At 71.4% G+C, this 26,085-nt stretch carries 20 protein-coding genes and 2 pseudogenes; 10 read left to right on the top strand and 12 right to left on the bottom strand.

Going from position 1 to position 26,085, the window contains the following annotated elements; genetic code table 11:
- Positions 1-75: 75 nt before the first annotated feature.
- Positions 76-1,365, bottom strand: a complete 1,290-nt coding sequence (locus ACWC0C_RS07500; protein WP_449195269.1) for a citrate synthase — start codon at positions 1,363-1,365, stop codon at positions 76-78.
- A gap of 220 nt (positions 1,366-1,585) precedes the next feature.
- Entirely contained in the window at positions 1,586-3,877 is a 2,292-nt protein-coding gene (gene recD2, locus ACWC0C_RS07505; RefSeq protein WP_450862374.1) for an SF1B family DNA helicase RecD2, read from the bottom strand.
- A gap of 69 nt (positions 3,878-3,946) precedes the next feature.
- On the opposite strand from recD2, the pseudogene ACWC0C_RS07510 reads away from it, so the two are divergent.
- The 4 genes and pseudogenes from ACWC0C_RS07510 to ACWC0C_RS07525 all read left to right on the top strand — a co-directional run.
- Positions 3,947-4,143: pseudogene (locus tag ACWC0C_RS07510) on the top strand (substrate-binding domain-containing protein); the annotation flags it as partial.
- 17 nt (positions 4,144-4,160) lie between these two features.
- The gene (locus tag ACWC0C_RS07515; protein WP_450862375.1) at positions 4,161-5,063 is read left to right on the top strand and encodes a ribokinase; all 903 of its coding nucleotides are present in this window, start codon (positions 4,161-4,163) and stop codon (positions 5,061-5,063) included.
- Positions 5,060-5,226: pseudogene (locus ACWC0C_RS07520) on the top strand (RbsD/FucU domain-containing protein); the annotation flags it as partial. The gene ACWC0C_RS07515 and the pseudogene ACWC0C_RS07520, both read left to right, overlap by 4 nt.
- Before the next feature lie 162 nt (positions 5,227-5,388).
- Complete coding sequence (locus tag ACWC0C_RS07525) at positions 5,389-5,871, top strand: hypothetical protein (protein WP_450862713.1); 483 nt, start codon at positions 5,389-5,391, stop codon at positions 5,869-5,871.
- Positions 5,872-5,882: 11 nt separating this feature from the next.
- Here ACWC0C_RS07525 and ACWC0C_RS07530 read toward each other — a convergent pair whose 3' ends face one another.
- From ACWC0C_RS07530 to ACWC0C_RS07545, 4 genes are all read right to left on the bottom strand, one after another.
- A complete protein-coding gene (locus ACWC0C_RS07530; protein ID WP_450862376.1) occupies positions 5,883-6,353 on the bottom strand; it encodes a hypothetical protein in 471 nt (156 codons plus the stop codon).
- Positions 6,354-6,435: 82 nt separating this feature from the next.
- A complete protein-coding gene (locus tag ACWC0C_RS07535; RefSeq protein WP_450862377.1) occupies positions 6,436-7,275 on the bottom strand; it encodes a sugar phosphate isomerase/epimerase family protein in 840 nt (279 codons plus the stop codon).
- Positions 7,272-8,423, bottom strand: coding sequence for a dihydrodipicolinate synthase family protein (locus ACWC0C_RS07540; protein WP_450862379.1), 1,152 nt, complete (start codon positions 8,421-8,423; stop codon positions 7,272-7,274). Before ACWC0C_RS07540 ends, ACWC0C_RS07535 begins: the two co-directional genes overlap by 4 nt.
- Complete coding sequence (locus tag ACWC0C_RS07545; RefSeq protein WP_450862380.1) at positions 8,420-9,571, bottom strand: Gfo/Idh/MocA family protein; 1,152 nt, start codon at positions 9,569-9,571, stop codon at positions 8,420-8,422. Before ACWC0C_RS07545 ends, ACWC0C_RS07540 begins: the two co-directional genes overlap by 4 nt.
- A 222-nt stretch (positions 9,572-9,793) precedes the next feature.
- Here ACWC0C_RS07545 and ACWC0C_RS07550 point away from each other — a divergent pair, with 222 nt between their 5' ends.
- Positions 9,794-10,840, top strand: a complete 1,047-nt coding sequence (locus ACWC0C_RS07550; protein ID WP_450862382.1) for a LacI family DNA-binding transcriptional regulator — start codon at positions 9,794-9,796, stop codon at positions 10,838-10,840.
- A 124-nt stretch (positions 10,841-10,964) separates the two neighbouring features.
- Here the strand turns inward: ACWC0C_RS07550 and ACWC0C_RS07555 are convergent, their stop codons facing one another.
- Positions 10,965-12,188, bottom strand: coding sequence for an FAD-dependent monooxygenase (locus ACWC0C_RS07555; protein ID WP_450862384.1), 1,224 nt, complete (start codon positions 12,186-12,188; stop codon positions 10,965-10,967).
- Between the two features lie 121 nt (positions 12,189-12,309).
- A complete protein-coding gene (locus ACWC0C_RS07560) occupies positions 12,310-12,633 on the bottom strand; it encodes a hypothetical protein (RefSeq protein WP_450862385.1) in 324 nt (107 codons plus the stop codon).
- Between the two features lie 383 nt (positions 12,634-13,016).
- Between ACWC0C_RS07560 and ACWC0C_RS07565 the strand changes: the two genes are divergently transcribed.
- The 4 genes from ACWC0C_RS07565 (at position 13,017) to ACWC0C_RS07580 (ending at position 17,732) form a co-directional block, all read left to right on the top strand.
- Positions 13,017-13,946 (top strand): bifunctional helix-turn-helix transcriptional regulator/GNAT family N-acetyltransferase, encoded by a 930-nt coding sequence (locus ACWC0C_RS07565; RefSeq protein WP_450862387.1) that lies wholly within the window; start codon positions 13,017-13,019, stop codon positions 13,944-13,946.
- Positions 13,947-14,027: 81 nt separating this feature from the next.
- A complete protein-coding gene (locus ACWC0C_RS07570) occupies positions 14,028-14,828 on the top strand; it encodes a sugar phosphate isomerase/epimerase family protein (protein WP_450862388.1) in 801 nt (266 codons plus the stop codon).
- Positions 14,829-14,976: 148 nt separating this feature from the next.
- A complete protein-coding gene (locus ACWC0C_RS07575; RefSeq protein ID WP_450862390.1) occupies positions 14,977-16,197 on the top strand; it encodes an MFS transporter in 1,221 nt (406 codons plus the stop codon).
- 122 nt (positions 16,198-16,319) lie between these two features.
- Entirely contained in the window at positions 16,320-17,732 is a 1,413-nt protein-coding gene (locus ACWC0C_RS07580) for a S28 family serine protease (RefSeq protein WP_449195286.1), read from the top strand.
- A 38-nt stretch (positions 17,733-17,770) separates the two neighbouring features.
- Here the strand turns inward: ACWC0C_RS07580 and ACWC0C_RS07585 are convergent, their stop codons facing one another.
- Entirely contained in the window at positions 17,771-18,352 is a 582-nt protein-coding gene (locus ACWC0C_RS07585) for a hypothetical protein (RefSeq protein WP_450862392.1), read from the bottom strand.
- Positions 18,353-18,463: 111 nt separating this feature from the next.
- The gene (locus tag ACWC0C_RS07590) at positions 18,464-20,311 is read right to left on the bottom strand and encodes a glycoside hydrolase family 3 protein (RefSeq protein ID WP_450862393.1); all 1,848 of its coding nucleotides are present in this window, start codon (positions 20,309-20,311) and stop codon (positions 18,464-18,466) included.
- Positions 20,312-20,533: 222 nt separating this feature from the next.
- Here ACWC0C_RS07590 and aroA point away from each other — a divergent pair, with 222 nt between their 5' ends.
- Positions 20,534-21,775 (top strand): 3-phosphoshikimate 1-carboxyvinyltransferase, encoded by a 1,242-nt coding sequence (gene aroA, locus ACWC0C_RS07595; RefSeq protein WP_450862394.1) that lies wholly within the window; start codon positions 20,534-20,536, stop codon positions 21,773-21,775.
- Between the two features lie 43 nt (positions 21,776-21,818).
- Here the strand turns inward: aroA and ACWC0C_RS07600 are convergent, their stop codons facing one another.
- Together ACWC0C_RS07600 and ACWC0C_RS07605 are read right to left on the bottom strand one after the other, a co-directional pair.
- Positions 21,819-22,211 (bottom strand): hypothetical protein, encoded by a 393-nt coding sequence (locus ACWC0C_RS07600; protein ID WP_449195290.1) that lies wholly within the window; start codon positions 22,209-22,211, stop codon positions 21,819-21,821.
- 115 nt (positions 22,212-22,326) lie between these two features.
- Entirely contained in the window at positions 22,327-26,055 is a 3,729-nt protein-coding gene (locus tag ACWC0C_RS07605; protein ID WP_450862396.1) for an ABC transporter ATP-binding protein, read from the bottom strand.
- Between the last annotated feature and the right edge of the window lie 30 nt (positions 26,056-26,085).

The raw sequence follows: 26,085 nt of genomic DNA on the forward strand, positions 1-26,085 counted from the left end.
GCTCTTGGGCGAGCGCCTCCGAACGGCACAGCCCAACGAGGGGCACCAGTCACCCGGCACCCCCACCGGCAGGTGTCAGCGCTCCTCGACCGGGACGAAGTCGCGCTCGACGACACCCGTGTAGATCTGGCGCGGGCGGCCGATGCGGGAGCCCGGCTCCTTGATCATTTCGGTCCACTGGGCGATCCAGCCCGGCAGGCGGCCGAGGGCGAACAGGACCGTGAACATCTCGGTCGGGAAGCCCATGGCCCGGTAGATCAGACCGGTGTAGAAGTCGACGTTCGGGTACAGCTTGCGCTCGACGAAGTAGTCGTCGGACAGCGCGTGCTCCTCCAGCTTCAGGGCGATGTCGAGGAGCTCGTCCTCCTTGCCCAGCGCGGAGAGCACATCGTGCGCGGCGGCCTTGATGATCTTGGCGCGGGGGTCGAAGTTCTTGTAGACCCGGTGGCCGAAGCCCATCAGACGGACGCCGTCCTCCTTGTTCTTCACCTTGCGGATGAAGGTGTCGACGTCGGAGCCGGAGTCGCGGATGCCCTCGAGCATCTCCAGCACGGACTGGTTGGCGCCGCCGTGCAGCGGGCCCCACAGGGCGCTGATGCCGGCCGAGATCGACGCGAACATGTTGGCCTGCGAGGAGCCGACCAGGCGGACCGTGGAGGTCGAGCAGTTCTGCTCGTGGTCGGCGTGCAGGATGAGCAGCTTGTCCAGCGCGGCCACGACGACCGGGTCCAGCTCGAACTCCTGTGCCGGCACCGAGAAGGTCATGCGCAGGAAGTTCTCGACGTAGCCGAGGTCGTTGCGCGGGTAGACGAACGGGTGGCCGATCGACTTCTTGTACGCGTACGCCGCGATCGTCGGCAGCTTCGCGAGCAGCCGGATCGTGGAGAGGTCGCGCTGCTTCTCGTCGTGCGGGTTGTGGCTGTCCTGGTAGAAGGTGGACAGCGCGGAGACGACCGAGGACAGCATGGCCATCGGGTGGGCGTCCCGCGGGAAGCCCTTGTAGAAGTTCTTGACGTCCTCATGCAGCAGGGTGTGCCGCGTGATGTCGTTCTTGAACGCCGAGAGCTCGTCGACGGTGGGCAGCTCGCCGTTGATCAGCAGGTACGCCACCTCGAGGAAGGTGGAGCGCTCGGCCAGCTGCTCGATGGGGTAGCCGCGGTAGCGGAGGATGCCCGCCTCGCCGTCGAGGTAGGTGACAGCGGATTTATAGGCGGCCGTGTTGCCGTAACCGCTGTCCAGAGTCACCAGCCCGGTCTGGGCGCGGAGCTTCCCGATGTCGAAGCCCTTGTCGCCGACGGTGCTGTCGACCACCGGGTAGGTGTACTCGCCGTCGCCGTACCGCAGTACTACAGAGTTGTCGCTCACGTCTTCCCTCACCGACGTAGTGCCTCATCTTCGAGGTGCCCTGACTGTCTCTACCATCCCCCATTTGGCTCAGGAGAGTGCACTCGGGGTCGACCATTGGGCCTATTGGCGGCACTCAGTGCCGCCAACCTGCTCATCCTGCCCCCTCCGAACGGCATCTGGAAGTGCTCTGTGACCTTCACGACTCGTTTGATCGATCATTTTTCCTGGTGCCCGTCCACTACCCGTCCGAACCGGTGACCTCCGGCCGTCTCCCGGGTGTCGCCAGCCTGAAGTCGAGGGCCGTGCACCGCCGTCCGGCCGACACCGTGCGCACCGCCTGTCCGATCGCCTTGCGCGAACCGACGAGGACGACCAGCTGCTTGGCCCGGGTGACCGCCGTGTAGAGGAGATTCCGCTGGAGCATCATCCATGCCCCGGTGGTGACGGGAATCACCACGGCGGGATATTCACTCCCCTGCGAGCGGTGAATGGTCACCGCGTACGCGTGCGCCAGCTCGTCCAGTTCGTCGAACTCGTACGGAACCTCCTCGTCCTCGTCCGTCAGCACCGTCAGACGCTGGTCGACCGGATCGAGCGAGGTGACGACGCCCACGGTGCCGTTGAAGACTCCGTTCTTCCCTTTCTCGTAATTGTTGCGAATCTGGGTGACCTTGTCGCCGACCCGGAAGACCCGTCCGCCGAACCGCTTCTCCGGCACATCGGGCCGGCCGGGGGTGACGGCCTGCTGGAGCAGGCCGTTCAGCGCTCCGGCCCCGGCCGGCCCCCGATGCATGGGGGCCAGGACCTGGATGTCCCGGCGCGGGTCGAGCCCGAACTTGGCCGGAATCCGACGGGCGGCCACGTCCACGGTGAGCCGCCCGGCCTCCTCCGTGTCGTCCTCCACGAAGAGGAAGAAGTCCTTCATCCCGTCGGTGACCGGATGCTGTCCGGCGTTGATCCGGTGCGCGTTGGTCACGACGCCGGACTGCTGGGCCTGCCGGAAGACCCGGGTGAGCCGGACGGCGGGGAGGGGACTGCCGTCGGCGAGCAGGTCGCGCAGGACCTCCCCGGCCCCCACGCTGGGCAACTGGTCGACGTCCCCGACGAAGAGGAGGTGGGCGCCGGGCGGTACGGCCTTGACGAGCTTGTTGGCGAGCAGCAGATCCAGCATCGAGGCTTCGTCGACCACGACGAGGTCGGCGTCGAGCGGCCGGTCCCGGTCGTACGCCGCGTCCCCGCCGGGCTTCAGCTCCAGCAGCCGGTGCACGGTGGAGGCCTCGGCGCCGGTCAGCTCGGCCAGGCGCTTGGCGGCACGCCCGGTGGGGGCGGCGAGCAGCACCTTGGCGCGCCTGGCGCGGGCCAGCTCCACGATCGAGCGAACCGTGAAGGACTTGCCGCAGCCGGGGCCGCCGGTGAGGACGGCGACCTTCTCGGTGAGCGCGAGCTTGACGGCGGCTTCCTGCTCCGGGGCGAGATCGGCGCCGGTGCGTGTTCTCAGCCAGGTGAGGGCCTTGCTCCAGTCGACGTCCCGGAAGGATGGCATCCGGTCTTCGCCGGTCCGCAGGAGGCGGAGGAGCTGGGAGGAGAGGGAGAGTTCGGCGCGGTGGAAGGGGACGAGGTAGACGGCGGTGACGGGTTCGGAGGCGTCACCGTCCGGTCCGGGCACCTTCTCCCGTACGACACCGGGTTCGCCGTCGTCGTCCGTGGGCCGGGCCAGCTCGGCGAGGCACTCGATGACGAGCCCGGTGTCGACGGCGAGCAGCTTCACGGCGTCGGAGATCAGCCGTTCCTCCGGCAGGAAGCAGTGCCCTTGGTCGGCGGACTGCGACAGGGCGTACTGCAGCCCGGCCTTGACCCTCTCTGGGCTGTCGTGCGGGATGCCGACGGACTGGGCGATCTTGTCGGCGGTCAGGAAACCGATGCCCCAGACGTCGGCGGCGAGGCGGTAGGGGTGGTTCTTGACGACGGAGATCGACGCGTCGCCGTACTTCTTGTAGATCCGCACGGCGATCGACGTGGACACCTCGACGGTCTGGAGGAAGAGCATGACCTCCTTGATCGCCTTCTGCTCCTCCCAGGCGTCGGCGATCTTCCTGGTCCGCTTGGGACCCAGCCCCGGCACCTCGATGAGCCGCTTGGGCTCCTCCTCGATGATCCGGAGCGTGTCCATGCCGAAGTGCTGTGTGATCCGGTCGGCGAAGACCGGCCCGATCCCCTTGACCAGCCCGGATCCCAGGTATCGCCGGATGCCCTGGACGGTGGCGGGCAGGACGGTCGTGTAGTTCTCGACGTGGAACTGCTTGCCGTACTGGGGGTGCGAACCCCAGCGGCCCTCCATCCGGAGGGATTCACCGACCTGGGCACCGAGCAGCGCGCCGACGACCGTGAGGAGGTCGCCGCCGCCTCTTCCCGTGTCGACCCGGGCGACCGTGTAGCCGTTCTCCTCGTTGGCGTACGTGATCCTCTCCAGCACGCCTTCGAGCACAGCGAGCCGCCGCTCACCGGTCTGGGTCCCCGCCTGTTGAGCCATGATCCGACGGTACCGGTGGGGTGTGACAGCGCAGGGGCCCCTGGTGCCTGTCAGCGACGGGGGACGGCCTTCGACCGCACCCCGGGCGAGCTGCCGGCCGTGAGGAAGGGCACGCTGTACGCGTCGGTCGCCAGCAGCCGACGCGGTTGGGCAGGATCGCCGTGGACAACGCGCTGGAGGCGGTCCAGGGCAAGAAGGTGGAGCCGACGGTGAAGGTACCGGTGAAGGTGGTCACGAAGGACGACGTGGCCGGTTTCAGCGGCTGACGACGGGGAGTCAACTGATGTACGGCTACGACCTGCTGGTCGTGGGTTCGGCCAACGCCGACCTGGTGATCGATGTCGAACGGCGGCCGGCCGCCGGTGAGACGGTGCTCGGCGGCGATCTGGCCGTCCACCCGGGCGGCAAGGGCGCCAACCAGGCGGTCGCCGCCGCCCGGCTGGGCGCGGCTACGGCCCTGCTGGCCCGGGTCGGTGACGATGCCTACGGGCGGCTGCTCCTCGACTCCCTGCGCGCAGCCGGTGCCGACACGGTCGGCGTGCTGGTGGGCGGGGCGCCGACCGGCGTGGCGCTGATCACGGTGGACCCCTCCGGGGACAACAGCATCGTGGTGTCGCCGGGGGCCAACGCCCGGCTCACCCCGGCGGACATCCGGGCGGCCGTCAGCCTGTTCCTGGCCTCCCGGGTGGTGTCGGCACAGCTGGAGGTCCCGCTGGAGACGGTCGTGGAGGTCGTACGGAACCTGTCCCCGGACAGCCGCTTCGTGCTGAACCCGTCCCCGCCACGGCCCCTGCCCACGGAGGTGCTGGCCGCCTGCGATCCGCTGATCGTCAACGAGCACGAGGCCCGGGTGATCCTCGGCGAGGCCTGTGTGAGCGAGGACCCGGCGGACTGGGCACGACTGCTGCTGGCCAAGGGCCCGCGCTCGGTGGTGGTGACGCTGGGCGCGCAGGGGGCGCTGGTGGCCGACTCCGACGGCGTCTCTTCCGTGCCGTCGGTGAAGGTCGACGCGGTGGACACGACCGGCGCCGGGGACGCCTTCACGGCCGCGCTGGCCTGGCGGCTGGGGGCGGGTGCCTCCCTGGCGGAGGCGGCGGGTTACGCGGCCCGGGTCGGCGCGGCGGCCGTCACGAAGCGGGGCGCGCAGGAGTCGTATCCGACGGCGGAGGAGATGGACAGCCCATGAAAAGGGCGGGCGTCCTCAATCGTCATCTGCCCGATGCCCTCGCCCAGTTGGGGCACGGGGACGGGGTGTCGGCGTGCGACGCGGCATGCCGATCCCGGTCGGGCCGCGCGTAGGGGACCCGGCGTTCCGCGCCGTGGTGCCGTCGTTCGCGGAGGTCGTGGACGACGTCGGCCTGAACGCCGTCGAGCCGGTGTACCGGACCTGCCGCGAGGGTCCAGGACCGGGACGGCGCACGTCCGCATGGTCGACTGGAGCGCCCAGATCCGCGAGCATTATCCAGGTGTGGGCCAGTGCGGGAGGTGCCACAGTCAGCGTCGTGACCTTGATGAACCTGCTCGTCGACTTCGCTCGGACCGGCCGGATCGGCCCCCTGCACTGCGGCATGCCGCTGTCCGAGGCCGAGGCTCTCCTCGGCCCGGGGCGCCCGCACCCTGCCATTCGGATGAAGGGGCCGGACATCAATGGCTACCCCTATGCCTGGGATGGGCTGGAGCTGGTCACTACCCAGCGCCTCGTGAGCGGAATCTGGATCAGGCTCTCGCCGGGGTCAACGACGAAGTTGCCGCCACTGGTCCTGCCGGACTCCGAGTCCTACCCGTCCACAGTTCTCCGTGAGGACCTGATCGCCGGCCTTGACGCAGTAGGTTGCCGCCACGACGTCAACGATCGCCTGACGTTCGGAGAGCAGTCCAGCATCCTTACCCGGCCTGCCGACGTCTGTGCGGTGTTCTTCCCGCCGGGTCGAGGCGACCACATGCCTCATCGTGAGCATCAATGTCTCAGCGTCATCCACAAACACACCGCGTGACGTCGTCGATCTCAACCGGCGGTCTCGGACGCCGGCGCGTCGAGGCGGGGTTCCGGATCGGAGAGGGCAATCCCCCAGGTGTCGTCCTTCCCGATCCGCACCGTGAGTTCCTGCGTCCGGTGCAGGCCGGTGAAGTGCAGGACCACGTCCTGGCGTACGGAACCCTCGTCCAGGAAGTCGGCGGTCACCTCGGCGCGGGCCGCGTTGCCGTAGGCCTTGATCCAGGCGCGGGCCGCGGGCTTCGCGTCGCCGCCCTCCGTGTGCAGCGCGGCGAGGCCGTCGGTGTCCCCGTCGGCGAGCCGCCAGACGACCTTCTGGACCGTTTCGAGACTGCCCACGCTGGGATGGCCCGTCACCCGCAGCGGGCGGTGGTTCGCGTAGTCCGTCTGGTAGTCCAGGGTGTCCCGGCCGCCGGAGCAGGCCGTCAGGACGGCACCCAGCACGAGCGCGGCCGCGGCGGCCCCCATCAACTTCTGTTGCACGATGAACATGACGATCTGACCGGGCCCGGCGTTCCCCGACCGAGCCGTGCGCCCCTGCTCTCCGCGACCCGCATCACGTCAACTACTGGCGGATCACCTGCTCCACGAACCGCGCCGCCGTCTCCGCCAGCACCTCCCGGCCGTCCCTGGCCCATAGATCGTCGTTGAAGAGTTCGACCTCGATCGGGCCCGTGTAGCCGGCCGCCTCCACGTGGCGCCGCCACTCGCGCATGTCGATCGCGCCGTCGCCGAGCTGGCCACGGCCGGTCATCACGCCCTCCGGCAACGGAGTCGTCCAGTCGGCCAACTGGAAGGCGTGGACACGGCCGCCCGCGCCCGCCCTGGCGATCTGCCCGGGAGCCTGGTCGTCCCACCAGACGTGGTACGTGTCCACCGTCACCCCGACCTGGTGCGCGGGGAAGCGTTCGGCGAGGTCCAGGGCCTGGGCCAGCGTCGAGACCACGCAGCGGTCGGCCGCGTACATGGGGTGCAGGGGCTCGATGGCCAGGCGGACGCCGCGCTCGGCGGCGTACGGGGCGAGGACGGCGAGGGCGTCGGCGATGCGCTCGCGGGCTCCGTGCAGGTCCTTGCTGCCGGCGGGCAGGCCGCCCGAGACGAGGACCAGGGTGTCGGTACCGAGGGTGGCGGCCTCGTCGATCGCCGCATGGTTGTCGCCGAGCGCCTCGGCCCGCTCCACCGGGTCGATCGCCGTGAAGAAGCCGCCCCGGCACAGGGTCGTCACCGTCAGGCCCGCGTCGCGGATCAGTTTCGCCGTCGCCTCGACACCGTACGCCCGCACCGGCTCGCGCCACAGGCCCACCTGGGTGACGCCCAACTGGCCGCAGGCATAGGCCAGTTCGGGCAGCGACAGCTGCTTCACGGTCATCTGGTTGATACTGAAGCGCGCCAAGTCCACCGTCATTGGTTCACCCCGTACAGCGACAGCAGGTTCTTCATCCGTTCCTCGGCGAGTTTCGGGTCCGGGAACAGGCCCAGTTCGTCGGCGAGTTCGTAGGCTCGAGCCAGGTGCGGGAGGGAGCGGGCCGACTGGAGGCCGCCGACCATCGTGAAGTGCGACTGGTGACCCGCCAGCCAGGCCAGGAAGACCACGCCCGTCTTGTAGAAGCGGGTCGGGGTCTGGAAGAGGTGGCGGGACAGGTCGACCGTCGGGTCCAGCAGTCCCCGGAAGGCGGCCGCGTCGCCCGTGTCCAGGGCTCGTACCGCCTCCGCCGCCAGTGGGCCCAGCGGGTCGAAGACGCCGAGCAGGGCGTGGCTGAAGCCCTGGTCGTCGCCCGCGATCAGCTCGGGGTAGTGGAAGTCGTCTCCGGTGTAGCAGCGGACCCCGCGAGGCAGCCGGCGGCGCAGGTCGACCTCCCGCCGCGCGTCCAGCAACGACACCTTGATGCCGTCCACCTTCTCCGGGTGCGCGGCGATGACCTCCAGGAACACCTCCGTCGCCGCGTCGAGGTCGGCCGAGCCCCAGTAGCCCTCCAGCGCCGGGTCGAACATCGGGCCCAGCCAGTGCAGGATCACCGGCTCGGCGCACTGGCGCAGCAGACGGCCGTAGGTCTCCAGGTAGTCCTCGGGGCCCTGAGCCGTGGCGGCCAGGGCCCGGGACGCCATGAGGATGGCCTGGGCGCCCGACTCCTCCGCCACCGCGAGCTGTTCCTCGTACGCGGCGCGGATCTCCACGAGGGAGCCGCGCGTGATCTGGTCGGTGCCGACCCCGCAGGCGATACGGCCACCGGCCGACCGCGCCTCGGCCGCGCTACGGCGGATCAGCTCGGCCGCGCCCGCCCAGTCCAGGCCCATGCCGCGCTGGGCGGTGTCCATCGCCTCGGCGACGCCGAGTCCGTGGGACCACAGGTGGCGGCGGAAGGCGAGGGTGGCGTCCCAGTCGACGGCGGCGGGTGCGTCGGGCGAGACGTCCGCGAACGGGTCGGCGACCACGTGCGCCGCCGAGAAGACCGTACGGGAGGTGAAGGGGGTGCCCGGCGACAACAGCAGTGGTTCGGTGCGGGGCTCGTACGTCCTCAAGCGGCCGTCAGCGCCCGGAAGTCGGATGGTCACAGGGCGATCTCCGGTACGTCGATGCGGCGCCCCTCCGCGGAGGACTTCAGGCCCAGTTCGGCGAGCTGGACGCCGCGGGCGCCGGCCAGCAGGTCCCAGTGGTACGGCGCGTCGGCGTAGACGTGCTTGAGGAACAGCTCCCACTGGGCCTTGAAGCCGTTGTCGAAGTCCTGGTTGTCCGGGACCTCCTGCCACTGATCGCGGAAGACCTCCGTGGCGGGGACGTCCGGGTCCCAGACCGGCTTGGGGGTCGCCGACCTGTGCTGCGCCCGGCAGTGCCTGAGCCCCGCCACCGCCGAGCCCTCGGCGCCGTCGACCTGGAACTCCACCAGCTCGTCGCGGTTGACCCGGACCGCCCAGGAGGAGTTGATCTGGGCGATCGCGCCGCCCTCCAGCTCGAAGATCCCGTAGGCCGCGTCGTCGGCGGTGGCGTCGTAGGGCTTGCCCCGTTCGTCCCAGCGCTGCGGGATGTGGGTGGTGGCCAGGGCCTGGACGGACCGCACGCGGCCGAACAGCTCGTGGAGGACGTATTCCCAGTGCGGGAACATGTCGACGACGATGCCGCCGCCGTCCTCGGCGCGGTAGTTCCAGGAAGGGCGCTGGGCGGGCTGCCAGTCGCCCTCGAACACCCAGTAGCCGAACTCCCCCCGCACGGACAGGATCCGGCCGAAGAAGCCGCCGTCGATCAGCCGTTTCAGCTTGAGCAGGCCCGGCAGGAAGATCTTGTCCTGGACCACGCCGTGCTTGACGCCCTTCGTGTGGGCGAGGCGGGCGAGTTCGAGGGCGCCGGCCAGTCCCGTCGCCGTCGGCTTCTCGGTGTAGACGTGTTTTCCGGCGGCGATCGCCTTCTTGACGGCCGCCTCGCGGGCGGAGGTGACCTGGGAGTCGAAGTAGATGTCGACGGCCGGGTCGGCGAGCACCGCGTCCACGTCCGTCGACAGGTGTTCCAGGCCGTGGCGCTCGGCGATCTCCCGCAGCGCGTGCTCGCGGCGGCCGAGCAGGACCGGCTCCGGCCACAGCACGGTGCCGTCGCCGAGATCGAGTCCGCCCCGCTCGCGCAGGGCGAGGATCGACCGGACGAGGTGCTGGCGGTAGCCCATGCGCCCGGTCACGCCGTTCATGGCGATACGCACCGTCTTGCGTGTCACGTCAGTCCCTCCGTCAACACCGACAGCAAGCGCTTTCTATCGATGAGAAGCTAGTCCCTGCACACTGGTCGGTACAAGACCGTGTCCCCTTCGAGTTGTTCGAGGGGGCGAACACGCCGGGTCCATGGCTTTAAGGTCTGCTCGACAGTTTCTCGGAACCAGCGGCAAGAACTGGCTGTCTACGAGGGCGTACGACATGATGCGCGACCGGAGGACGACGACATGACGGTGACCCTGGCGGATGTGGCGGCCCGCGCCCAGGTCTCACCCGCGACGGTGTCGCGCGTGCTGAACGGCAACTACCCGGTGGCCGCCGCCACCCGCGAGCGGGTGCTGCGGGCGGTGGACGAGCTGGACTACGTCCTCAACGGCCCGGCGAGCGCCCTCGCCGCGGCCACCTCCGATCTGGTCGGCATTCTCGTCAACGACATCGCCGACCCGTTCTTCGGGATCATGGCGAGCGCGATCCAGGCCGAGATCGGCGGTCCCGGCGGCCGGGCGGGCGGAGAGCGGCTGGCGGTCGTGTGCAACACGGGCGGGTCGCCGGAGCGGGAGCTGACGTATCTCACGCTGCTGCAGCGGCAGCGGGCCGCGGCCGTCGTGCTGACCGGCGGGGCCGTGGAGGACGCGCCGCACGCCGCGGCGGTCGCGGCGAAGCTGCGCAAGCTCACCGAGGCCGGCACCCGGGTGGTGCTGTGCGGACGCCCGCCGGCGCCCGACACCGGGGCCGTCGCGCTGACCTTCGACAACCGCGGGGGTGCGCGCCGGCTCACCGAGCACCTGCTCGGCCTCGGCCACCGCCGCCTCGGCTACATCGCGGGGCCCGAGGAACGTACGACGACCAGGCACCGGCTGGAGGGACACCGGGAGGCGCTGGCCGCGGCGGGTGTCGAGGAGGACCCGCGCCGGACCGTGCACGGGCGCTACGACCGGCAGTCCGGGTACGAGGCCACGGTGGAGCTGCTGCGCCGCGACCCCTCCCTGACCGCCGTCGTCGCCGCGAACGACTCCGTCGCGGTGGGGGCGTGTGCGGCGCTGCGGGATGCGGGGCTGGGGATCCCGGACGATGTGTCGGTCGCCGGGTTCGACGATCTGCCGTTCAGCGTGGACGCGGTGCCCGCGCTGACGACGGTACGACTGCCGCTGGCGGAGGCGGGGGCCAGGGCCGGGCGCATCGCCATGGGGCGGGAGGAGCCGCCGCCGGGGGGTGTGGCCGCCGTCCGAGGGGAGTTGATGGTGCGGGGCTCCTCGGGGGCGCCTCGCGTCTGACCGCCGTCAGGTCGTGCTTCCGACCGCTGTCGGGTGGTGCTTCCGACCTCCGCCGGGTGACGCTTCCGACCGCCGTCAGGTGGCGCTTCCGACCGCCGCCGGGTGGCGCTTCCCGCCCGCCCACTCACCGTCGGCCGGGAAGTGACCGGCCCAGCACCGGCAGCGGCGCCTCGCCCCGGCGCCTGTCCCGGTACCAGCGCCTGCCGGAGTCGTAGGCGCGCCGTGCCCTGCGTACGGCGGCGAGCTGGTTGGCGAGGTGGACCTGGTACTTCCAGGGGGACTGGTGGCCCTGCCGTACGGACATGGCGTAGGCGAAGGAGACCGGGTCGCGGTCCAGGTAGTGGTCCAGCTGCTCGAACCAGGCCATGCTGGAGCGTGCCCCGGCCTGCACGGAGTGCAGTTCCGCGCGGCGGTGCTCGTCGTACTCCTTCAGCGCCGTCCGCGGATCCTGGTACCGGGAGAGGCTGTGGGCCAGCACGATCGCGTCGATCATGGCCAGCCGGGTCCCGGAGCCGAGCGTGAAGTGGGTGGTGTGCGCGGCGTCGCCGGCCAGGACGACATTGCCGTCGACCCACGTCTGGTTGCTGATGTGCTGGAATCGCTGCCATTTCGCCGGTTCGCCGCGTGACCTGCTGATCAGGGAGCGGCCGTCGAGCGCGCGGTGGAAGATCTTCTCCAGCAGGGGTACGGCGTCCTCAGGGTCGAGGGTGTCGAGCCCCAGGCCCTGCCAGGTCTGCGGTGCGCACTCCACGATGCAGGTGCTGATCCGCCCCTTGATCGACGGGTAGGCGTGGAACCAGATCCAGCCCGCGGGGGTCTCCTCGAAGTCGAACACGAAGCTCTGGAACTGCCGGTCCGTGCCGAGCCAGATATAGGGATTGCGGCCGGTCTCCACCTTGGTGCCGAAGTGCCCGGCCCGGCTCTGCCGGATCCGGCTGCCCGCCCCGTCGGCGGCCACGATCAGGTCGGCTTCCGGCAGGTCGGCGGGGTCCTCGAGCCGCTGCCCGTGCCGGACCTCGACGCCGAGGGAGCGCGCACGGCGGGTCAGCACGTCCAGCAGGGCGGCGCGGCCCATGCTGTAGCCGTAGCCCCCGAAGTACGCCGTACCGTCGTGCCGGCTGCCGTGGACCCGGATCTCCTGCTGCTCCCAGAGCACGGAACCGGCGCTCACCGCCCGTGCGCTCTCGGGGTCGTTGCGGTGCAGGATGTCCAGCAGGTCGTTCCAGTACACGACGCCCCAGCCGTACGTCGCCTCCGGCGGGTCGCGTTCGATCACGATGATCTCGTGCCCGGCGTCCCGCAGCTTCGCGGAGATCGAGAAGTACAGCCCTGCCGGGCCTCCACCCACGCAGACGATCCTCATCCGGTCACCGCCTCACCTGTCGTGACATGGATCCGGGTGCCCCATGGGGTCGGGCACCCGGATCCACCCTTTGCTGTCAGGGGGTGTCGATCACACCTGCCGACATTCAGTCGCAGTTGTCGTCGCCCCAACCCCAACCCCAGCCCCAGCCGCCGCCGTGGCCGTGGTGTCCCCAACCCCAGCCCCAGCCGCCGTGGTCTCCCCAGCCCCAGCCGCCGTGGTCTCCCCAGCCCCAGCCGCCGCCGTCTCCCCAACCCCAGCCGCCGCCGTCTCCCCAGCCCCAGCCGTCGCTGTGGAATCCGGCGACGACGTGGTCCGGAGCCGCGGTGGTGGCCGCTTGGGCAGCTCCCGCTCCGGCCGCGATGGCCAGGATCGGTGCCGAGCAGACCGCGATGGCCACTCTCTTGATACGGGTGGTGTGCGCGCGCATGATGAGCCCCTCTCCGAGGGTGTGATGGATTTTCAACGGCGGCCTCGACGGGCCGTCCGCCTGCGCTCGAGCCTGCGCGTAGCTCTGGGCGCACTCCGCCGTCCGGGTAGCGAGCCCGGCGGCGGATCGTCACCTCCGGTACAAAACGGACATAAGTGACGTTTGTTTCTAAACCTACGATGCGATCGCGACATAGTCAAAAGCAGGACCCGGTACCGGCCTAAAGAACGGGCAAAGAAGCGGACCCTGGTCCGGACACGCCAACTTCCCTGCGCCGCAAGCGCACTTATTGCGCCGGTGAGCGCGGCCGTGGACGCGGGCGGGCGGCGGGCCTAGGCTCGGGGGACGGCATCTCTGACTGAGTCAAGCATCCGGGGGCGATCATGACCGTCCAGGACGTCCGCGCCTTCAACCGCTTCTACACGGGCCTCATCGGCGCCCTCGACTACGGCCGCCGTCTCTACGCCCCGTACACCCTCACCGAATCCCGCGTGCTGTACGAACTCGCCCAGGTCCCGCACCTGGACGCGGTCGAGCTGCGCACCCTGCTCGACCTGGACGCCGGGTATCTGAGCCGGATCCTGAACAGATTCGAGGACGCCGGGCTGATCGAGCGCGGGCCCTCGGCGAGCGATCCGCGCCGGCGGCGCGTGCGGCTGACCGCGCGGGGGCGGGAGGCCGCCGGGCTGCTGGACGAGCGGGCCCGGGACACGGTCGGGGCCCTGCTCGACACCGTGGCCCCGGCCGACCGGCCGCGGCTGGCGGCGGCCATGCGGACCATCCAGGACATCCTCGGCGGGGAGCGCACCGGCTCCCGCGAGGCCGTACTGCGCGAGCCGCACGCCGGCGACCTCGGCTGGATCGTGCAGCGCAACGCCGCGCTGTACGCGGCCGAGTACGGCTGGAACGCCGACTACGAGGGGCTGGTCGCCCGGATCGTCGCCGACTTCGCCGAGGATCACGACCCGCATCTGGAGCGGGTGTGGATCGCCGAGTTGGCCGGGCGGCCCGTGGGCTGTGTGATGTGCGTACGGGACGAGGCTCCCGGTACCGCGCGGCTGCGGCTGCTGCTCGTCGAGCCCGAGGCGCGCGGGTACGGCATCGGCGACCGGCTGGTGCGGGCCGTGATCGACTTCGCGCGCGGGGTGGGCTACCGCGAGCTGGTGCTGTGGACCAACGACGTGCTGAGCGGCGCCCGCCGCATCTACCAGCGCCACGGCTTCGTCCTCGTCACCGAGAAACCGCACCGCTCCTTCGGCAAGGACCTGATCGGCCAGGACTGGCGGCTGAGTCTGCACCCGGCGGGCGAGTGACACGCGGCGGCCGGAATCCGTCGGCCACGACTGGCCGCCGGATCTGCGCGGATCGGGCGAGTGGCGAGTAGGGTCCGGGCCATGAAGCTGGCGTTCTCCACTCTCGGTGTCCCCGGCCTGCCCGTCCCTGAGGTCCTGGCGCTCGCGACCGCGCACGGTTACCACGGCGTCGAACTGCGCGCCCATCCCGAGGAACCGGTGCATCCCGGTCTCTCCCCCGCCGAACGCACCGAGACCGCGGCCCTGTTCAAGAGCGCCGGGGTCGACGTGCTGAGCGTCGCCGGGTACGCGCGTGTGGCCGCGCCCGGTGACGACGCCCCCGTGCTGGCGGAGATCCGCGACCTCCTCCGCCTCGCCCACGACCTGGGCGCGCCCTTCGTCCGCGTCTTCCCCGGCGGCGACCCCGAGCTCCCCCGCGAGGAGTCCGACGCCCGCGCGGCCCGGCGGCTCGGCACCGCCGCGGAGGACGCTGCCGCGCTGGGGGTGCGGATCCTGCTGGAGACGCATGACTCGCACCGCACCGGTGCCGACGCGATCCGGGTGCTGGGCCCGGTCGGACACCGGCAGGTGGGTGCGCTGTGGGACGTCATGCACACCTGGCTGGGCGGCGAGCAGCCCGCCGACACCTACGCGGCGCTCGCCCCGCATCTGGGGTATGTGCAGGTCAAGGACATCGCCTCGGCCCAGGACACGACGCCGCTGCCGCTGGGTTCGGGCGTGCTTCCGCTCACCGAGTGCGTGGATGTGCTGTGCCGGCACGGGTGGGACGGGTGGCTGTGCTGGGAGTACGAGAAGCGGTGGTACGCGTCGGCTGCGCCGCTTGCGGGGTTGCTCGGTGCCGGGCGGGATCATCTGCTGCGGTTGCTCGACGAAGCGGCCTAGTGCGGCTACGAGCCCGGGGCTGCGGGCCGCTGCCGGGTGCGGGTCCGATGTGGTTTCTCGCGCAGTTCCCCGCGCCCCTGACGGGGCGCTGCCCCGCACCGCGGATAATTCGCTGGCCGGAGTGTAGGTGCCCGATTAACCTCCCCCGGTGATCCAGCACTCGCTCATCGACGTACGGCCGCTGCGCGCCTCGCCCGTCTTCCGGCGGCTGTTGATCGGGCGGACCGTGTCCGCGCTGGGCGGGTTCATGACCGCGGTGACGGTCATGTACCAGGTGTGGGACATGACCCGCAGCACGGCGTGGACCGGCGCGGTCGGGCTCGCGCAGGCGCTGCCGCTCGCGGGGTTCGGACTGTTCGCGGGTGCCTGGGTGGACCGGGCGGACCGGCGGCGGATCTTTCTGACGGCGACGGTGGGCCAGTCGGCCTGTTCCCTGCTGCTGGCCGTGCAGGGTTTCACCGGAGGTGTCCCGGTGGCGGCCGTTCTCGCGCTGGTCGCCGCACAGTCGGCGTTCGGCGCGCTCGGCGCCCCGGCGGCCGGGGTGTTCGTGCCGCGTCTGCTGCCGAAGGACCAGGTGGCCGCGGGGCTGGCCCTCAACCAGATCACCGGTCAGTCGATGATGCTCCTCGGGCCCGCGCTGGCCGGTGTGCTGCTGGGCTGGCTGGGCATCGGGACCTGCTATCTGCTGGACGCGCTCAGCTTCGGCGTCGCCTTCTACGGCGCCTTCGGGCTGCCCGCGCTGCCGCCGCAGGGCGAGCCGTCCCGGGCGGGGGTGCACGGGGTGCTGGACGGGCTGCGGTTCCTGGCCGGGCACCGGGTGGTGCGGGGCGCGCTGATCACCGACCTCGCCGCGACCGTACTGTCCTTCCCGGTCAGCCTGTTCCCGCTGGTCAACGCCGAACGCTCCGGCAACGACCCGCGCACGCTGGGCCTGTTCCTGTCGGCCCTGGCGGTGGGCGGCATCACGGCGACGGCCCTGTCGGGCGCCGTGACCCGGCTCGGCCGGCCGGGCCCGGTCATGCTGGGCGCGGCGGCCACCTGGGGCGCGGCGCTGGTCCTCTTCGGTCTGTCGACCGACCCGTGGACCGGCCTCGCCCTGCTCGTCGTCGCCGGTGCCGGGGACGCCACCTCGGTCGTCTCCCGGTCCACGATCGTGCAGACCAGCACCCCGGACGCGCTGCTCGGCCGGGTCACGGCGGCCGAGCAGATCGTCGGCCAGGCGGGCCCCAGCCTCGGCAATGTGCGCGGCGGCCTGGTGGCCGGCTGGACCACCGGCGCGATCTCGCTGATCACCGGCGGCCTGCTGTGCCTGCTGGCGGTGGCGACGGTCGCCGCGACCACACCCGAACTGCGGGACGCGGCGCCGTAATGCGCGTCGAGGTCGAGGCGGGTTGCGGCGCACTTCGCCACACTGGCGCACAACTCCCCCTGGTGTGACACCAGTTGCTCCGATAGCTTCCGGGCACATCTGTCTCACAGGGGAGAGTACGCATGCGCAAGGCGCTCAGATGGCTGCTGGCGCTCGCCGTGTTCATAGGCACGCTGAGCACGGCGGGCGCGGCCACCGCCGCCCAGTCCGAGCCGACCGACATCAAGGACCAGCTGCTCGCCATACCGGGCATGAGCCTGATCCAGGAGAAGCCGTACCCCGGCTACCGCTACTTCGTCCTGGACTACACCCAGCCGATCGACCACCGCCACCCGGACCGCGGCACCTTCCAGCAGCGGATCACCGTGCTGCACAAGGACACCAGCCGTCCGACGGTCTTCTACACCAGCGGCTACAACGTCTCCACGACCCCCTCGCGTCGCGAGCCCACCCAGATCGTGGACGGCAACCAGGTCTCCCTGGAGTACCGCTTCTTCACCCCGTCCCGCCCCGACCCCGCCGACTGGTCCAAGCTCGACATCTGGCAGGCGGCCAGCGACCAGCACCGCGTGTTCGAGGCCCTCAAGCCGATCTACGGCGGCCACTGGATCGCCACCGGCGGCTCCAAGGGCGGCATGACGGCGACGTACTACGAGCGCTTCTACCCGAGGGACATGGACGGCGTCGTCGCGTACGTCGCGCCCAACGACGTCGTGAACAACGAGGACTCGGCCTACGACCGCTTCTTCACCACCGTGGGCACCAAGGAGTGCCGGGACCGGCTGAACGCCGTCCAGCGGGAGGCGCTGGTGCGCCGGGAGCCGCTGGAGAAGCGGTACGCGCAGTACGCCGCCGACAAGGGGTACACCTTCGACACCATCGGCGGCCTGGACAAGGCGTACGAGGCGGTCGTCCTCGACTATGTGTGGGGCTTTTGGCAGTACAGCCTGCTGAAGGACTGCGACACCGTCCCGGCGCACGCGGCCACCGCGAGCGACGACGAGATCTGGAACTCGGTCGACACCATCTCCGGGTTCTCCGCCTACACCGACCAGGGTCTTGAGCAGTACACGCCGTACTACTACCAGGCGGGTACCCAGCTCGGCTCGCCCACCATCCACTTCCCGTACATCGAGCGGAAGTTGATCCGCTACGGCTACCAGCCGCCGCGCAACTTCGTGCCCCGCTCCATCCCGATGCGCTTTAAGCCGTACGCCATGCGGGACGTGGACACGTGGGTCCGGCATCACGCCACGCACATGCTCTTCGTGTACGGCCAGAACGACCCCTGGGGTTCGGAGCGGTTCCGGCTCGGTACGGGTGCGCGTGACTCGTACGTCTTCACGGCGCCCGGTCTGAACCACGGCGCGAACGTCGCGGGCCTGGTGCCGGATCAGAAGGCGCTCGCCACGGCCCGGATCCTGGAGTGGGCCGGGGTTTCGGCCGCGGATGTGGCCCGGGCCAAGCCGTTGGCCGCGTTCGACGGCCGCCTGGATGTCCGGGATCCCGAGCGCGAGCCCGCGTTGCGGCCGTAGGCCGGACCGAGCGGTGCGGAAGCGGTGCCTGTGCGCCGTCACAACCGGCGCGCACAGCCCACCGGCCTGGTCCCGCCCACCTCGACGTACAACACCGTCGACGCCGGGCAGTCCGCCCGCGTCGGTGCCGCCTTCGTGATGCGGTACTGCGGCGGGTGTTCGCCGGAGCCGTCGCAAGGGGTCTCGCGGACCTGGCCCCTGCCGGAGGTGTACACGCAGTCGCCGGGGATCGTGCGCGGGCCGCCCCCGCCGCCGGGGTCACCGGGGTGCGGGGGCTCCAGGTTGCGCATGCAGGCGTAGCCCGGGGAGATCGCCGCCTGGGCGCTGATGTGCAGCACGAAGTCGGTCGTCGCCGGGCACAGGGGGCCGTCGGCGACCGCACCGTCGTAGCGGGCGACGACCTTGGCCGCCGCCCGTTCGCTCGCGCAGGGCACCTCGGTGAAGCTGGTCGTGCCGAAGGAGCTGCACTCGCCGACCGCGAGGAACTCCGCGCCGTAGCCGCCGGTCGTGACCGGGGTGGGGCGGGCGTCGCCGACGGGGGCGCCCGCCGCTCCCCGGCAACCGGTCAGCAGGGCGGCCAGCAGCAGGCACGCGAGTCCTGCGGCACCCTTCCCACGCATCGCACCCCCCTGACCCCCCCGTCCAGCGTGGCCCTTGGTGGTACGGCCACGCCAGACATCCGGGAGGGTTTCCGCCTGTTGGGGGTGTTACGCCCGGTGTGTGGCGTACGGCTAGTACGTCAGCCCGTGCCCGATCGGGTACAGCACCTGTGTGGGGTCGTCGGCCCGTTGCACCGGCACCGGCAGCCTGCCGCGCGGCGACACGCCTCCGGCGATCACCCGTGCGGCGGCGCGCAGCTCGACGTCGGTCCAGCCGTAGGACGCCAAGCAAGCCTTGACGGACGGGAATTGGGCCACGTCGCAGGGGTTGCGGATCGCGAGTGCGGCCAGTGGCCTGCCCGTCGACAGCAGCTGCTCCAGCAGCGTGCGCTGTGCGTTCGCCGCCGTGACGTTGTACGTCGCCACCACCACCGCGTCCGCGTCCTGCGTGGCCGTGACCGCCTGGGCGATGGTCGCGGCGGAGGGTGAAGTGCCGGTGGACAGGGCCGTGGCGGTGAAGCCCAGCTCGGTGAGGGCGGCGGCCAGGACGGCGGTGGGCGGGCCGGTGGTGCCGGAGGGGGAGGCCGGGTCCGCGCCCACGACCAGGATCCGGCGCTCGGTGCGCGGGGAGAAGGGGAGGACCTGGTCCTCGTTGACCAGCAGGGTCGTGGTCCGCCCGGCGATCTCGTCGGCGGCCGCCAGGTGCGCCTTGGTGCCCACCGTGTGCTCGACACTCCCCGGCCGGCCGCCGCGCGGGCCGTCGAAGAGCCCGAGCCGGGACTTCAGCCGCAGGATGCGCAGGATCGATTCATCCAGGCGGGACTCGGTCAGCTCGCCGTTCTGGACGGCGTTCAGCACCGCGTTCCAGGCCACGTCGAGGAACGGCGGATTGAGCAGCTGGTCGACCCCGGCCTTCAGTGCGAGCACCGGCACGCGGTCGTCGCCGTACTTGGTGCGGACGCCCTCCATGCCGAGGGAGTCGGTGATCACGACCCCGTCGTAGCCGAGTTCGCCGCGCAGGATGCCGGTGAGGATCGAGGGGGAGAGGGTGGCCGGGTCGCCGGAGTCGTCCAGGGCCGGGAACTGGATGTGCGCGGTCATGATGGAGTCGATGCCCGCGGCGACCGCGGCCCGGAAGGGTACGGCGTCCAGCTTCTCCCACAACTCGCGGCTGTGGGTGATGACCGGGAAGCCGGTGTGGCTGTCGGTGGCGGTGTCGCCGTGGCCCGGGAAGTGCTTGGCGGTCGCCGCGACCCGGGACGCTTGATAGCCCTTCACCTCGGCGGCCACCAGTGCGGCGACCGCGTCCGGGTCGGCGCCGAACGACCGTACGCCGATGACCGGGTTGGCCGGGTTGACGTTGACGTCGGCGTCCGGGGAGTAGTCCTGGTTGATGCCCATCGCGCGCAGCTCGGCGCCGGAGATGCGGCCGAGGGTGTGTGCGTCGGCGCGGGAGCCTCCGGCGCCGATCGCCATGGCCCCGGGGAAGAGGGTGGCGGGCTTGCCGACCCGGCAGACCGCGCCGTGCTCCTGGTCGGTGGCGATGAGCACCGGCAGGCCGCGCGGCTGGTCGAGGGAGGCCTGCTGGATGCCGTCGGAGAGGGCGGCGATCTGCTGCGGGTTCCGGGTGTTGTGGGTCCAGGTGAAGTAGATGATCCCGCCGACGCGGTACTTCGCGATCAGCTCGGCGGCGGTGCGGACGCCGATCTCCTTGAGGTTGGCATCGATGTCGGCCTGGTCGGGGTCGGTGGCGGAGTGGCCGTAGACCCGCATCACGAAGAGCTGGCCGACCTTCTCCTGAAGCGTCATCCGGGAGATCAGGGCGCGCAGCCGGCGGTCCTCGGCGGGTGCGGCGGCGCGGGCGGTGGCCGGTACGGTCAGCGCGGCGGTGAGGCCCGCGGTCGCGGCGAGGACGGCGCGTCTGGAGGGTGTTGCGGCGTTTCCGGTGCTTCCCGTGCTTCCCGTGCTGGTGTCGTGCACGTGCGCTCCTTCCAGAGGAGAACCGCTGAAGGAAACTTCCGAGGAGCCACCAATATCCGGGAAGTTTCTTTCCGTCAAGGGAATGCACAGTAACCAGTGAGGGGCCGCCGTCGGCGCATTGAGGGGGCGTGCCGACGGCGGCGGGCCGGTTCCCGCAGCCGCGGCGTCCAGGTCATGGACATCGCGTCCCGGCACGCAGCGGTAGCGGCCATCATGGCGGGCATGCCCGCAGTCGACATCCCCGGTTCCAAGTCCATCACCGCCCGCGCGCTCTTCCTCGCGGCCGCCGCCGACGGCGTCAGCACCCTCGTACGGCCCCTGCGCTCCGACGACACCGAGGGCTTCGCCGAGGGCCTGACCCGGCTCGGCTACCGGGTGGGGCGCACCCCCGAAGCCTGGCAGCTGGACGGCCGCCCGCAGGGACCGGCGCTCGCCGAGGCCGACGTCTACTGCCGCGACGGCGCCACCACCGCCCGCTTCCTGCCGGTCCTGGCCGCCGCCGGGCACGGCACCTACCGCTTCGACGCCTCCGCGCAGATGCGCCGCCGCCCGCTCGGCCCGCTCACCCGCGCCCTGCGCGACCTCGGCGTCGACCTGCGGCACGAGGAGGCCGAGGGCCACCATCCGCTCACCGTCCGGGCGGCCGGCGTCGAGGGCGGCGAGGTGGTGCTGGACGCCGGGCAGTCCTCCCAGTACCTGACCGCACTGCTCCTGCTCGGCCCGCTGACCCGCCAGGGCCTCCGGATCCGGGTGACCGACCTGGTCTCGGCGCCGTACGTGGAGATCACGCTCGCGATGATGCGGGCGTTCGGGGTGGAGGTCGTCCGGGACGGTGACGGCGAGGTGTACGACGTCCCGCCGGGCGGCTACCGGGCCACCACCTACGCCATCGAGCCGGACGCCTCCACCGCGAGCTACTTCTTCGCCGCGGCCGCCGTCACCCCGGGCCGCGAGGTGACCGTGCCCGGTCTCGGCACCGGCGCGCTCCAGGGCGATCTGCGTTTCGTCGAGGTGCTGCGGCGGATGGGCGCCGAGGTGGAGATCGGGGCGGACCGGACGACCGTACGCGGTACGGGGGTGCTGCGCGGGCTCACCGTGAACATGCGGGACATCTCCGACACCATGCCGACGCTGGCCGCGATCGCGCCGTTCGCCTCGGGACCGGTCCGCATCGAGGACGTGGCCAACACCCGGGTGAAGGAGTGCGACCGGCTTCAGGCCTGCGCGGACAACCTCCGGCGGCTCGGGGTCGACGTGGCGACCGGCCCCGACCGGATCGAGATCCGGCCCGGCACCCCGGCCCCCGGCACCGAGATCAAGACCTTCGGCGACCACCGCATCGTGATGTCCTTCGCGGTGACCGGCCTGCGCACGCCCGGTCTGTCGTACGACGATCCCGGCTGCGTCCGCAAGACGTTCCCGGGGTTCCACGAGGCGTTCGCGAGGCTGCCGGAAGCGAGTTGACCGGGCGGCCGCGAGCCGGCCGGGCGTCAGGGCCGGGCGGCCGTCAGCACAGGATCCACCCCGAGCTGACCCCCGGCCGCCCCACATTGCCCTTGATCCACACGCAGCGGTGGCCGGCGTGGACCGTCACCGGGCCCGCGTGGTGCCGGTAGCGGCCCTGGTCGACGACCGGGCGGGTGCCGCGCGCCTGGACGCTGACGGACATCGTCTGCGTGGGGCCCGGGTGCCGGGCCACGGTGACGGCGCAGACGTAGCCGTCGCGCTTGTAGACGTGTGTCACCCCGGTGCTGAACGGCAAGGTCCGCACCTCGCGCCCGGCGCAGCCGGCGCCGGTGGCCGCCTGGGCCGTGCCCGCTGTCACGAGGCCGATCGTCCCGAGCGCGGCCAGCACGGCCGCGCCGAGCGCCAGACGCCGGCGTATCCCACTACTGTCCACTGTCGTCCTCCCCCTGAGGCGGTCCGTACACCCCCGTTGCCGTACTGATGTACGGACGCACAACGTATGTCGGATGGTTGCACGGCCGTCAGGGGAACGCGTCGGCAGGGGGCCGTCAGCGGGAGGCGGTGACCGGCTCCTCCGGTTCGGGGCGGCCGACGAAGGTGCGCCACAGCTCGGCGTACCGGCCGTCGCGGGCCAGGAGCTCGTCGTGGGTGCCGTCCTCCGCGACCCGGCCGTGGTCCATCACCACCACCCGGTCCGCGCGGGCCGCCGTGGTCAGCCGGTGGGCGACCACCAGTGTCGTACGACGGCCGGCCAGGCGGTCGGTGGCCTGGTTGACCTGGGCCTCCGTGGCCAGGTCGAGGGCGGCCGTGGCCTCGTCCAGCAGAAGGATGTCCGGGTCGACCAGTTCGGCGCGGGCGAGCGCGATCAGCTGGCGCTGGCCTGCCGAGAGATTGCGTCCGCGCTCGGCGACCTCGTGCAGGTAGCCGCCCTCCAGCGTGGCGATCATCTCGTGCGCGCCCACCGCCCGCGCCGCCGCCTCCACCTCGGCGTCGGTGGCGTCCGGGCGGCCGTAGGCGATGGCGTCCCGGATGGTGCCAGGGAAGAGGTACGCCTCCTGGGGGACGACACCCAGGCGGTGCCGGTACGAGGTCAGGTCCAGGGCGCGCAGATCCGTGCCGTCGACCGTGACCCGGCCGACGGTGGGGTCGTAGAAGCGCGCGACCAGCTTGACGAGCGTCGACTTTCCGGCGCCCGTCTCGCCGACGAAGGCCACCGTCTGCCCGGCGGGGATCGTCAGGTCGATGCCGGTCAGGGCAGCGTCGCCCGCATCGGCGGCCCCGTACGCGAAGCGCACACCCTCGAAGGCGATGTCACCGCGCAGCGACAGCACCTCCAGCGGCTCGTCCGCCGACTTCGTGGACGTCGGCTCGCGCAGCAGCTCCTGGATACGGCCCAGGGAGACCGTGGCCTGCTGGTAGCCGTCGAAGACCTGGGACAGCTGCTGGACGGGCGCGAAGAACAGGTCGATGTAGAGCAGGTACGCGACCAGGGCGCCCGTCGTCAGGGTCGCCGCCGCCACCCGGCCCGCACCCGCCATCAGCACGGACGCCGCCGCGACCGACGACAGGAACTGCACGAAGGGGAAGTACACGGAGATCAGCCACTGGCCGCGGATGCGGGCGCGCCGGTAGCTGTCGCTGCGCTCGGCGAACCGCCGCCCGCCGTCCCGCTCGCGCCGGAACGCCTGCACGATCCGCAGCCCGGCGACCGACTCCTGCAGGTCGGCGTTGACCGTCGACACGCGCTCGCGGGCGAGTTCGTACGCCCGCACGCTCGCCCGGCGGAAGAAGAAGGTCGCGACGATCAGCGGGGGCAGCGTCGCGAAGACCACGAGGGCGAGCTGGAGGTCGATCACCAGCAGGACGGCCATGATGCCGAAGAAGGTGACGACCGAGACGAACGCCGTGACCAGTCCGGTCTGCAGGAAGGTGGACAGCGCGTCGACATCCGTCGTCATCCGGGTCATGATCCGGCCGGTCAGCTCGCGCTCGTAGTAGTCGAGCCCGAGCCGCTGGAGCTGCGCGAAGATCTTCAGCCGCAGCGTGTACAGCACCCGCTCGCCGGTACGGCCGGTCATCCGGGTCTCGCCGATCTGCGCGGCCCACTGGACGACGACGGTGAGGAGGGCCAGCAGGGACGCGGACCAGATGGCCCCGAGGGCCATCTTCGTCACGCCCGAGTCGATGCCGTGCCGGATCAGCACCGGCAGCAGCAGGCCGGTGCCCGCGTCCAGGGCGACCAGCAGCAGGCTGAGGAGCAGGGGCACACCGAAGCCGCGCAGCAGGCGGCGCAGGCCGTAGGAGTCCTCGCGGCGGACCGCCCGGGCCTCGTCGACGTCCGGGGTGTCGGCGGCCGGGGGCAGCGCGTCCACCTGGGCGAGCAGCTCGGGGGTGGCGGGGGTGCCGCTGAGCGCCTGGTCCTTGGGGGTACGGTCGCCGGTCCACAGCCGGGGGGTCACGCCCCGCTCGGCGTCGAACTCGGCGTCCAGCTCCTCGCGGACGGAGGTGTCCTCCCGCACCGCGGCGGGCGCGGCGTGCCCCGGGGAGACCCCGCCCAGCTCGTCCGGGTCGGTGAGCAGGCGGCGGTAGAGGGCGGATCGCCGCTGGAGTTCCTCGTGGGTGCCGAGGTCGGCGAGCCGGCCGCCGTCGAGGACGGCGATGCGGTCGGCGAGGTTGAGGGTGGAGCGGCGGTGCGCGATGAGGAGGGTCGTACGGCCTTCCATCACCTGCTTGAGGGCCTCGTGGATCTCGTGCTCGACGCGGGCGTCCACGGCCGAGGTGGCGTCGTCCAGGACCAGCAGGCGGGGGTCGGTGAGCAGGGCGCGGGCGAGCGCGATGCGCTGGCGCTGGCCGCCGGAGAGGGTCAGGCCCTGCTCGCCCACCGTGGTGTCGTAGCCCTCGGGGAGTTCGGCGATGAAACGATCCGCCTGGGCGGCGCGGGCGACGGTCTCGATCTCCTCCTGGGTGGCGTCCGGGCGGCCGTAGGCGATGTTGTTGCGCACGGTGTCCGAGAAGAGGAAGGAGTCCTCGGGGACGAGCCCGATCGCCGACCTGAGCGAGTCCAGGGTCAGCTCGCGGACGTCGTGGCCGCCGATCAGGACGGCGCCGTGGGTGACGTCGTAGAAGCGCGGGAGCAGGAGGGAGAGGGTGGACTTGCCGGAGCCGGAGGAGCCGACGACGGCCAGGGTCTCGCCGGGCCGGATCTCGAAGGTCAGTCCGTCCAGGACCTTGGATCCGCCGTCGTAGCCGAAGGACACGTCGTCGAACTCGACGGTCGCGGGCGCGTCGGCGGGGAGGGTCTTGGTGCCTTCCCGGAGCGTCGGCTCGGTGTCGATCAGCTCCAGGACGCGCTCGGTGCCGGCGCGGGCCTGCTGGCCGACCGTGAGGACCATCGCGAGCATGCGGACCGGGCCGACCAGCTGGGCGAGGTAGCTGGAGAAGGCGACGAAGGTGCCGAGCGTGATGTGCCCGCGCACGGCCAGCCAGCCGCCGAGGGCCAGCATGGCGACCTGGCCGAGGGCCGGGACGGCCTGCAGGGCGGGGGTGTACTTGCTGTTCAGCCGGATCGTGCGCAGCCGCCCCGCGAACAGCTTGCGCCCGACCTCCCTGAGCTTCCCGGTCTCCTGCTCCTCCTGCCCGAAGCCCTTCACCACGCGTACGCCGCTCACCGCGCCGTCGACCACGCCCGCGACGGCGGCGGCCTGGGCCTGGGCGTACCAGGTGGCGGGGTGCAGCTTGCTGCGGCTGTGCCTGGCTATGTAACCCAGCGCGGGCGCGACGGCGAGCGCGACCAGCGTCAGCGGCAGCGACAGCCACGCCATGATCACCAGGGAGATCAGGAAGAGCAGGACGTTCCCGATGGTCATCGGGAGCATGAAGAGCAGGCCCTGGATCAGCTGGAGGTCGCTGGTGGCCCGGCCGACGACCTGCCCGGTGGACAGCTCGTCCTGGCGGCGGCCGTCGAGACGGGTGATCGTGCCGTACATCTCGGTCCGCAGGTCGTGCTGGACGTCGAGGGCGAGGCGGCCGCCGTAGTAGCGGCGGATGTAGGTGAGCACGTAGACGAGGAGGGCCGCGCCGATCAGGGCGCCGGCCCAGGGGGCCATGGAGCGGGTGTGGTTCCCGATCACGTCGTCGATGATCACCTTGGTGATCAGCGGGACGACGGCCATGACGGCCATTCCGGCGAGGGACGAGCCGAGGGCCAGGACGACGTCCTTCGGATACCGCCAGGCGTATGCCGCCAGGCGCCGTGCCCATCCCCGTTGCGCTGCCACGCGGGTGCCTTCCTGTTGTCCTGCTCTACC

Source organism: Streptomyces sp. NPDC001709 (genome assembly GCF_053596375.1).

Bases quoted from the DNA above. Each gene is read 5' to 3' on its own strand.
- recD2 (WP_450862374.1), bottom strand. From the start codon at position 3,877: ATGGCTCAACAGGCGGGGACCCAGACCGGTGAGCGGCGGCTCGCTGTG.
- ACWC0C_RS07515 (WP_450862375.1), top strand. From the start codon at position 4,161: ATGTACGGCTACGACCTGCTGGTCGTGGGTTCGGCCAACGCCGACCTG.
- ACWC0C_RS07525 (WP_450862713.1), top strand. From the start codon at position 5,389: ATGAACCTGCTCGTCGACTTCGCTCGGACCGGCCGGATCGGCCCCCTG.
- ACWC0C_RS07535 (WP_450862377.1), bottom strand. From the start codon at position 7,275: ATGACGGTGGACTTGGCGCGCTTCAGTATCAACCAGATGACCGTGAAG.
- ACWC0C_RS07550 (WP_450862382.1), top strand. From the start codon at position 9,794: ATGACGGTGACCCTGGCGGATGTGGCGGCCCGCGCCCAGGTCTCACCC.
- ACWC0C_RS07560 (WP_450862385.1), bottom strand. From the start codon at position 12,633: ATGCGCGCGCACACCACCCGTATCAAGAGAGTGGCCATCGCGGTCTGC.
- ACWC0C_RS07565 (WP_450862387.1), top strand. From the start codon at position 13,017: ATGACCGTCCAGGACGTCCGCGCCTTCAACCGCTTCTACACGGGCCTC.
- ACWC0C_RS07570 (WP_450862388.1), top strand. From the start codon at position 14,028: ATGAAGCTGGCGTTCTCCACTCTCGGTGTCCCCGGCCTGCCCGTCCCT.
- ACWC0C_RS07580 (WP_449195286.1), top strand. From the start codon at position 16,320: ATGCGCAAGGCGCTCAGATGGCTGCTGGCGCTCGCCGTGTTCATAGGC.
- ACWC0C_RS07585 (WP_450862392.1), bottom strand. From the start codon at position 18,352: ATGCGTGGGAAGGGTGCCGCAGGACTCGCGTGCCTGCTGCTGGCCGCC.
- aroA (WP_450862394.1), top strand. From the start codon at position 20,534: ATGCCCGCAGTCGACATCCCCGGTTCCAAGTCCATCACCGCCCGCGCG.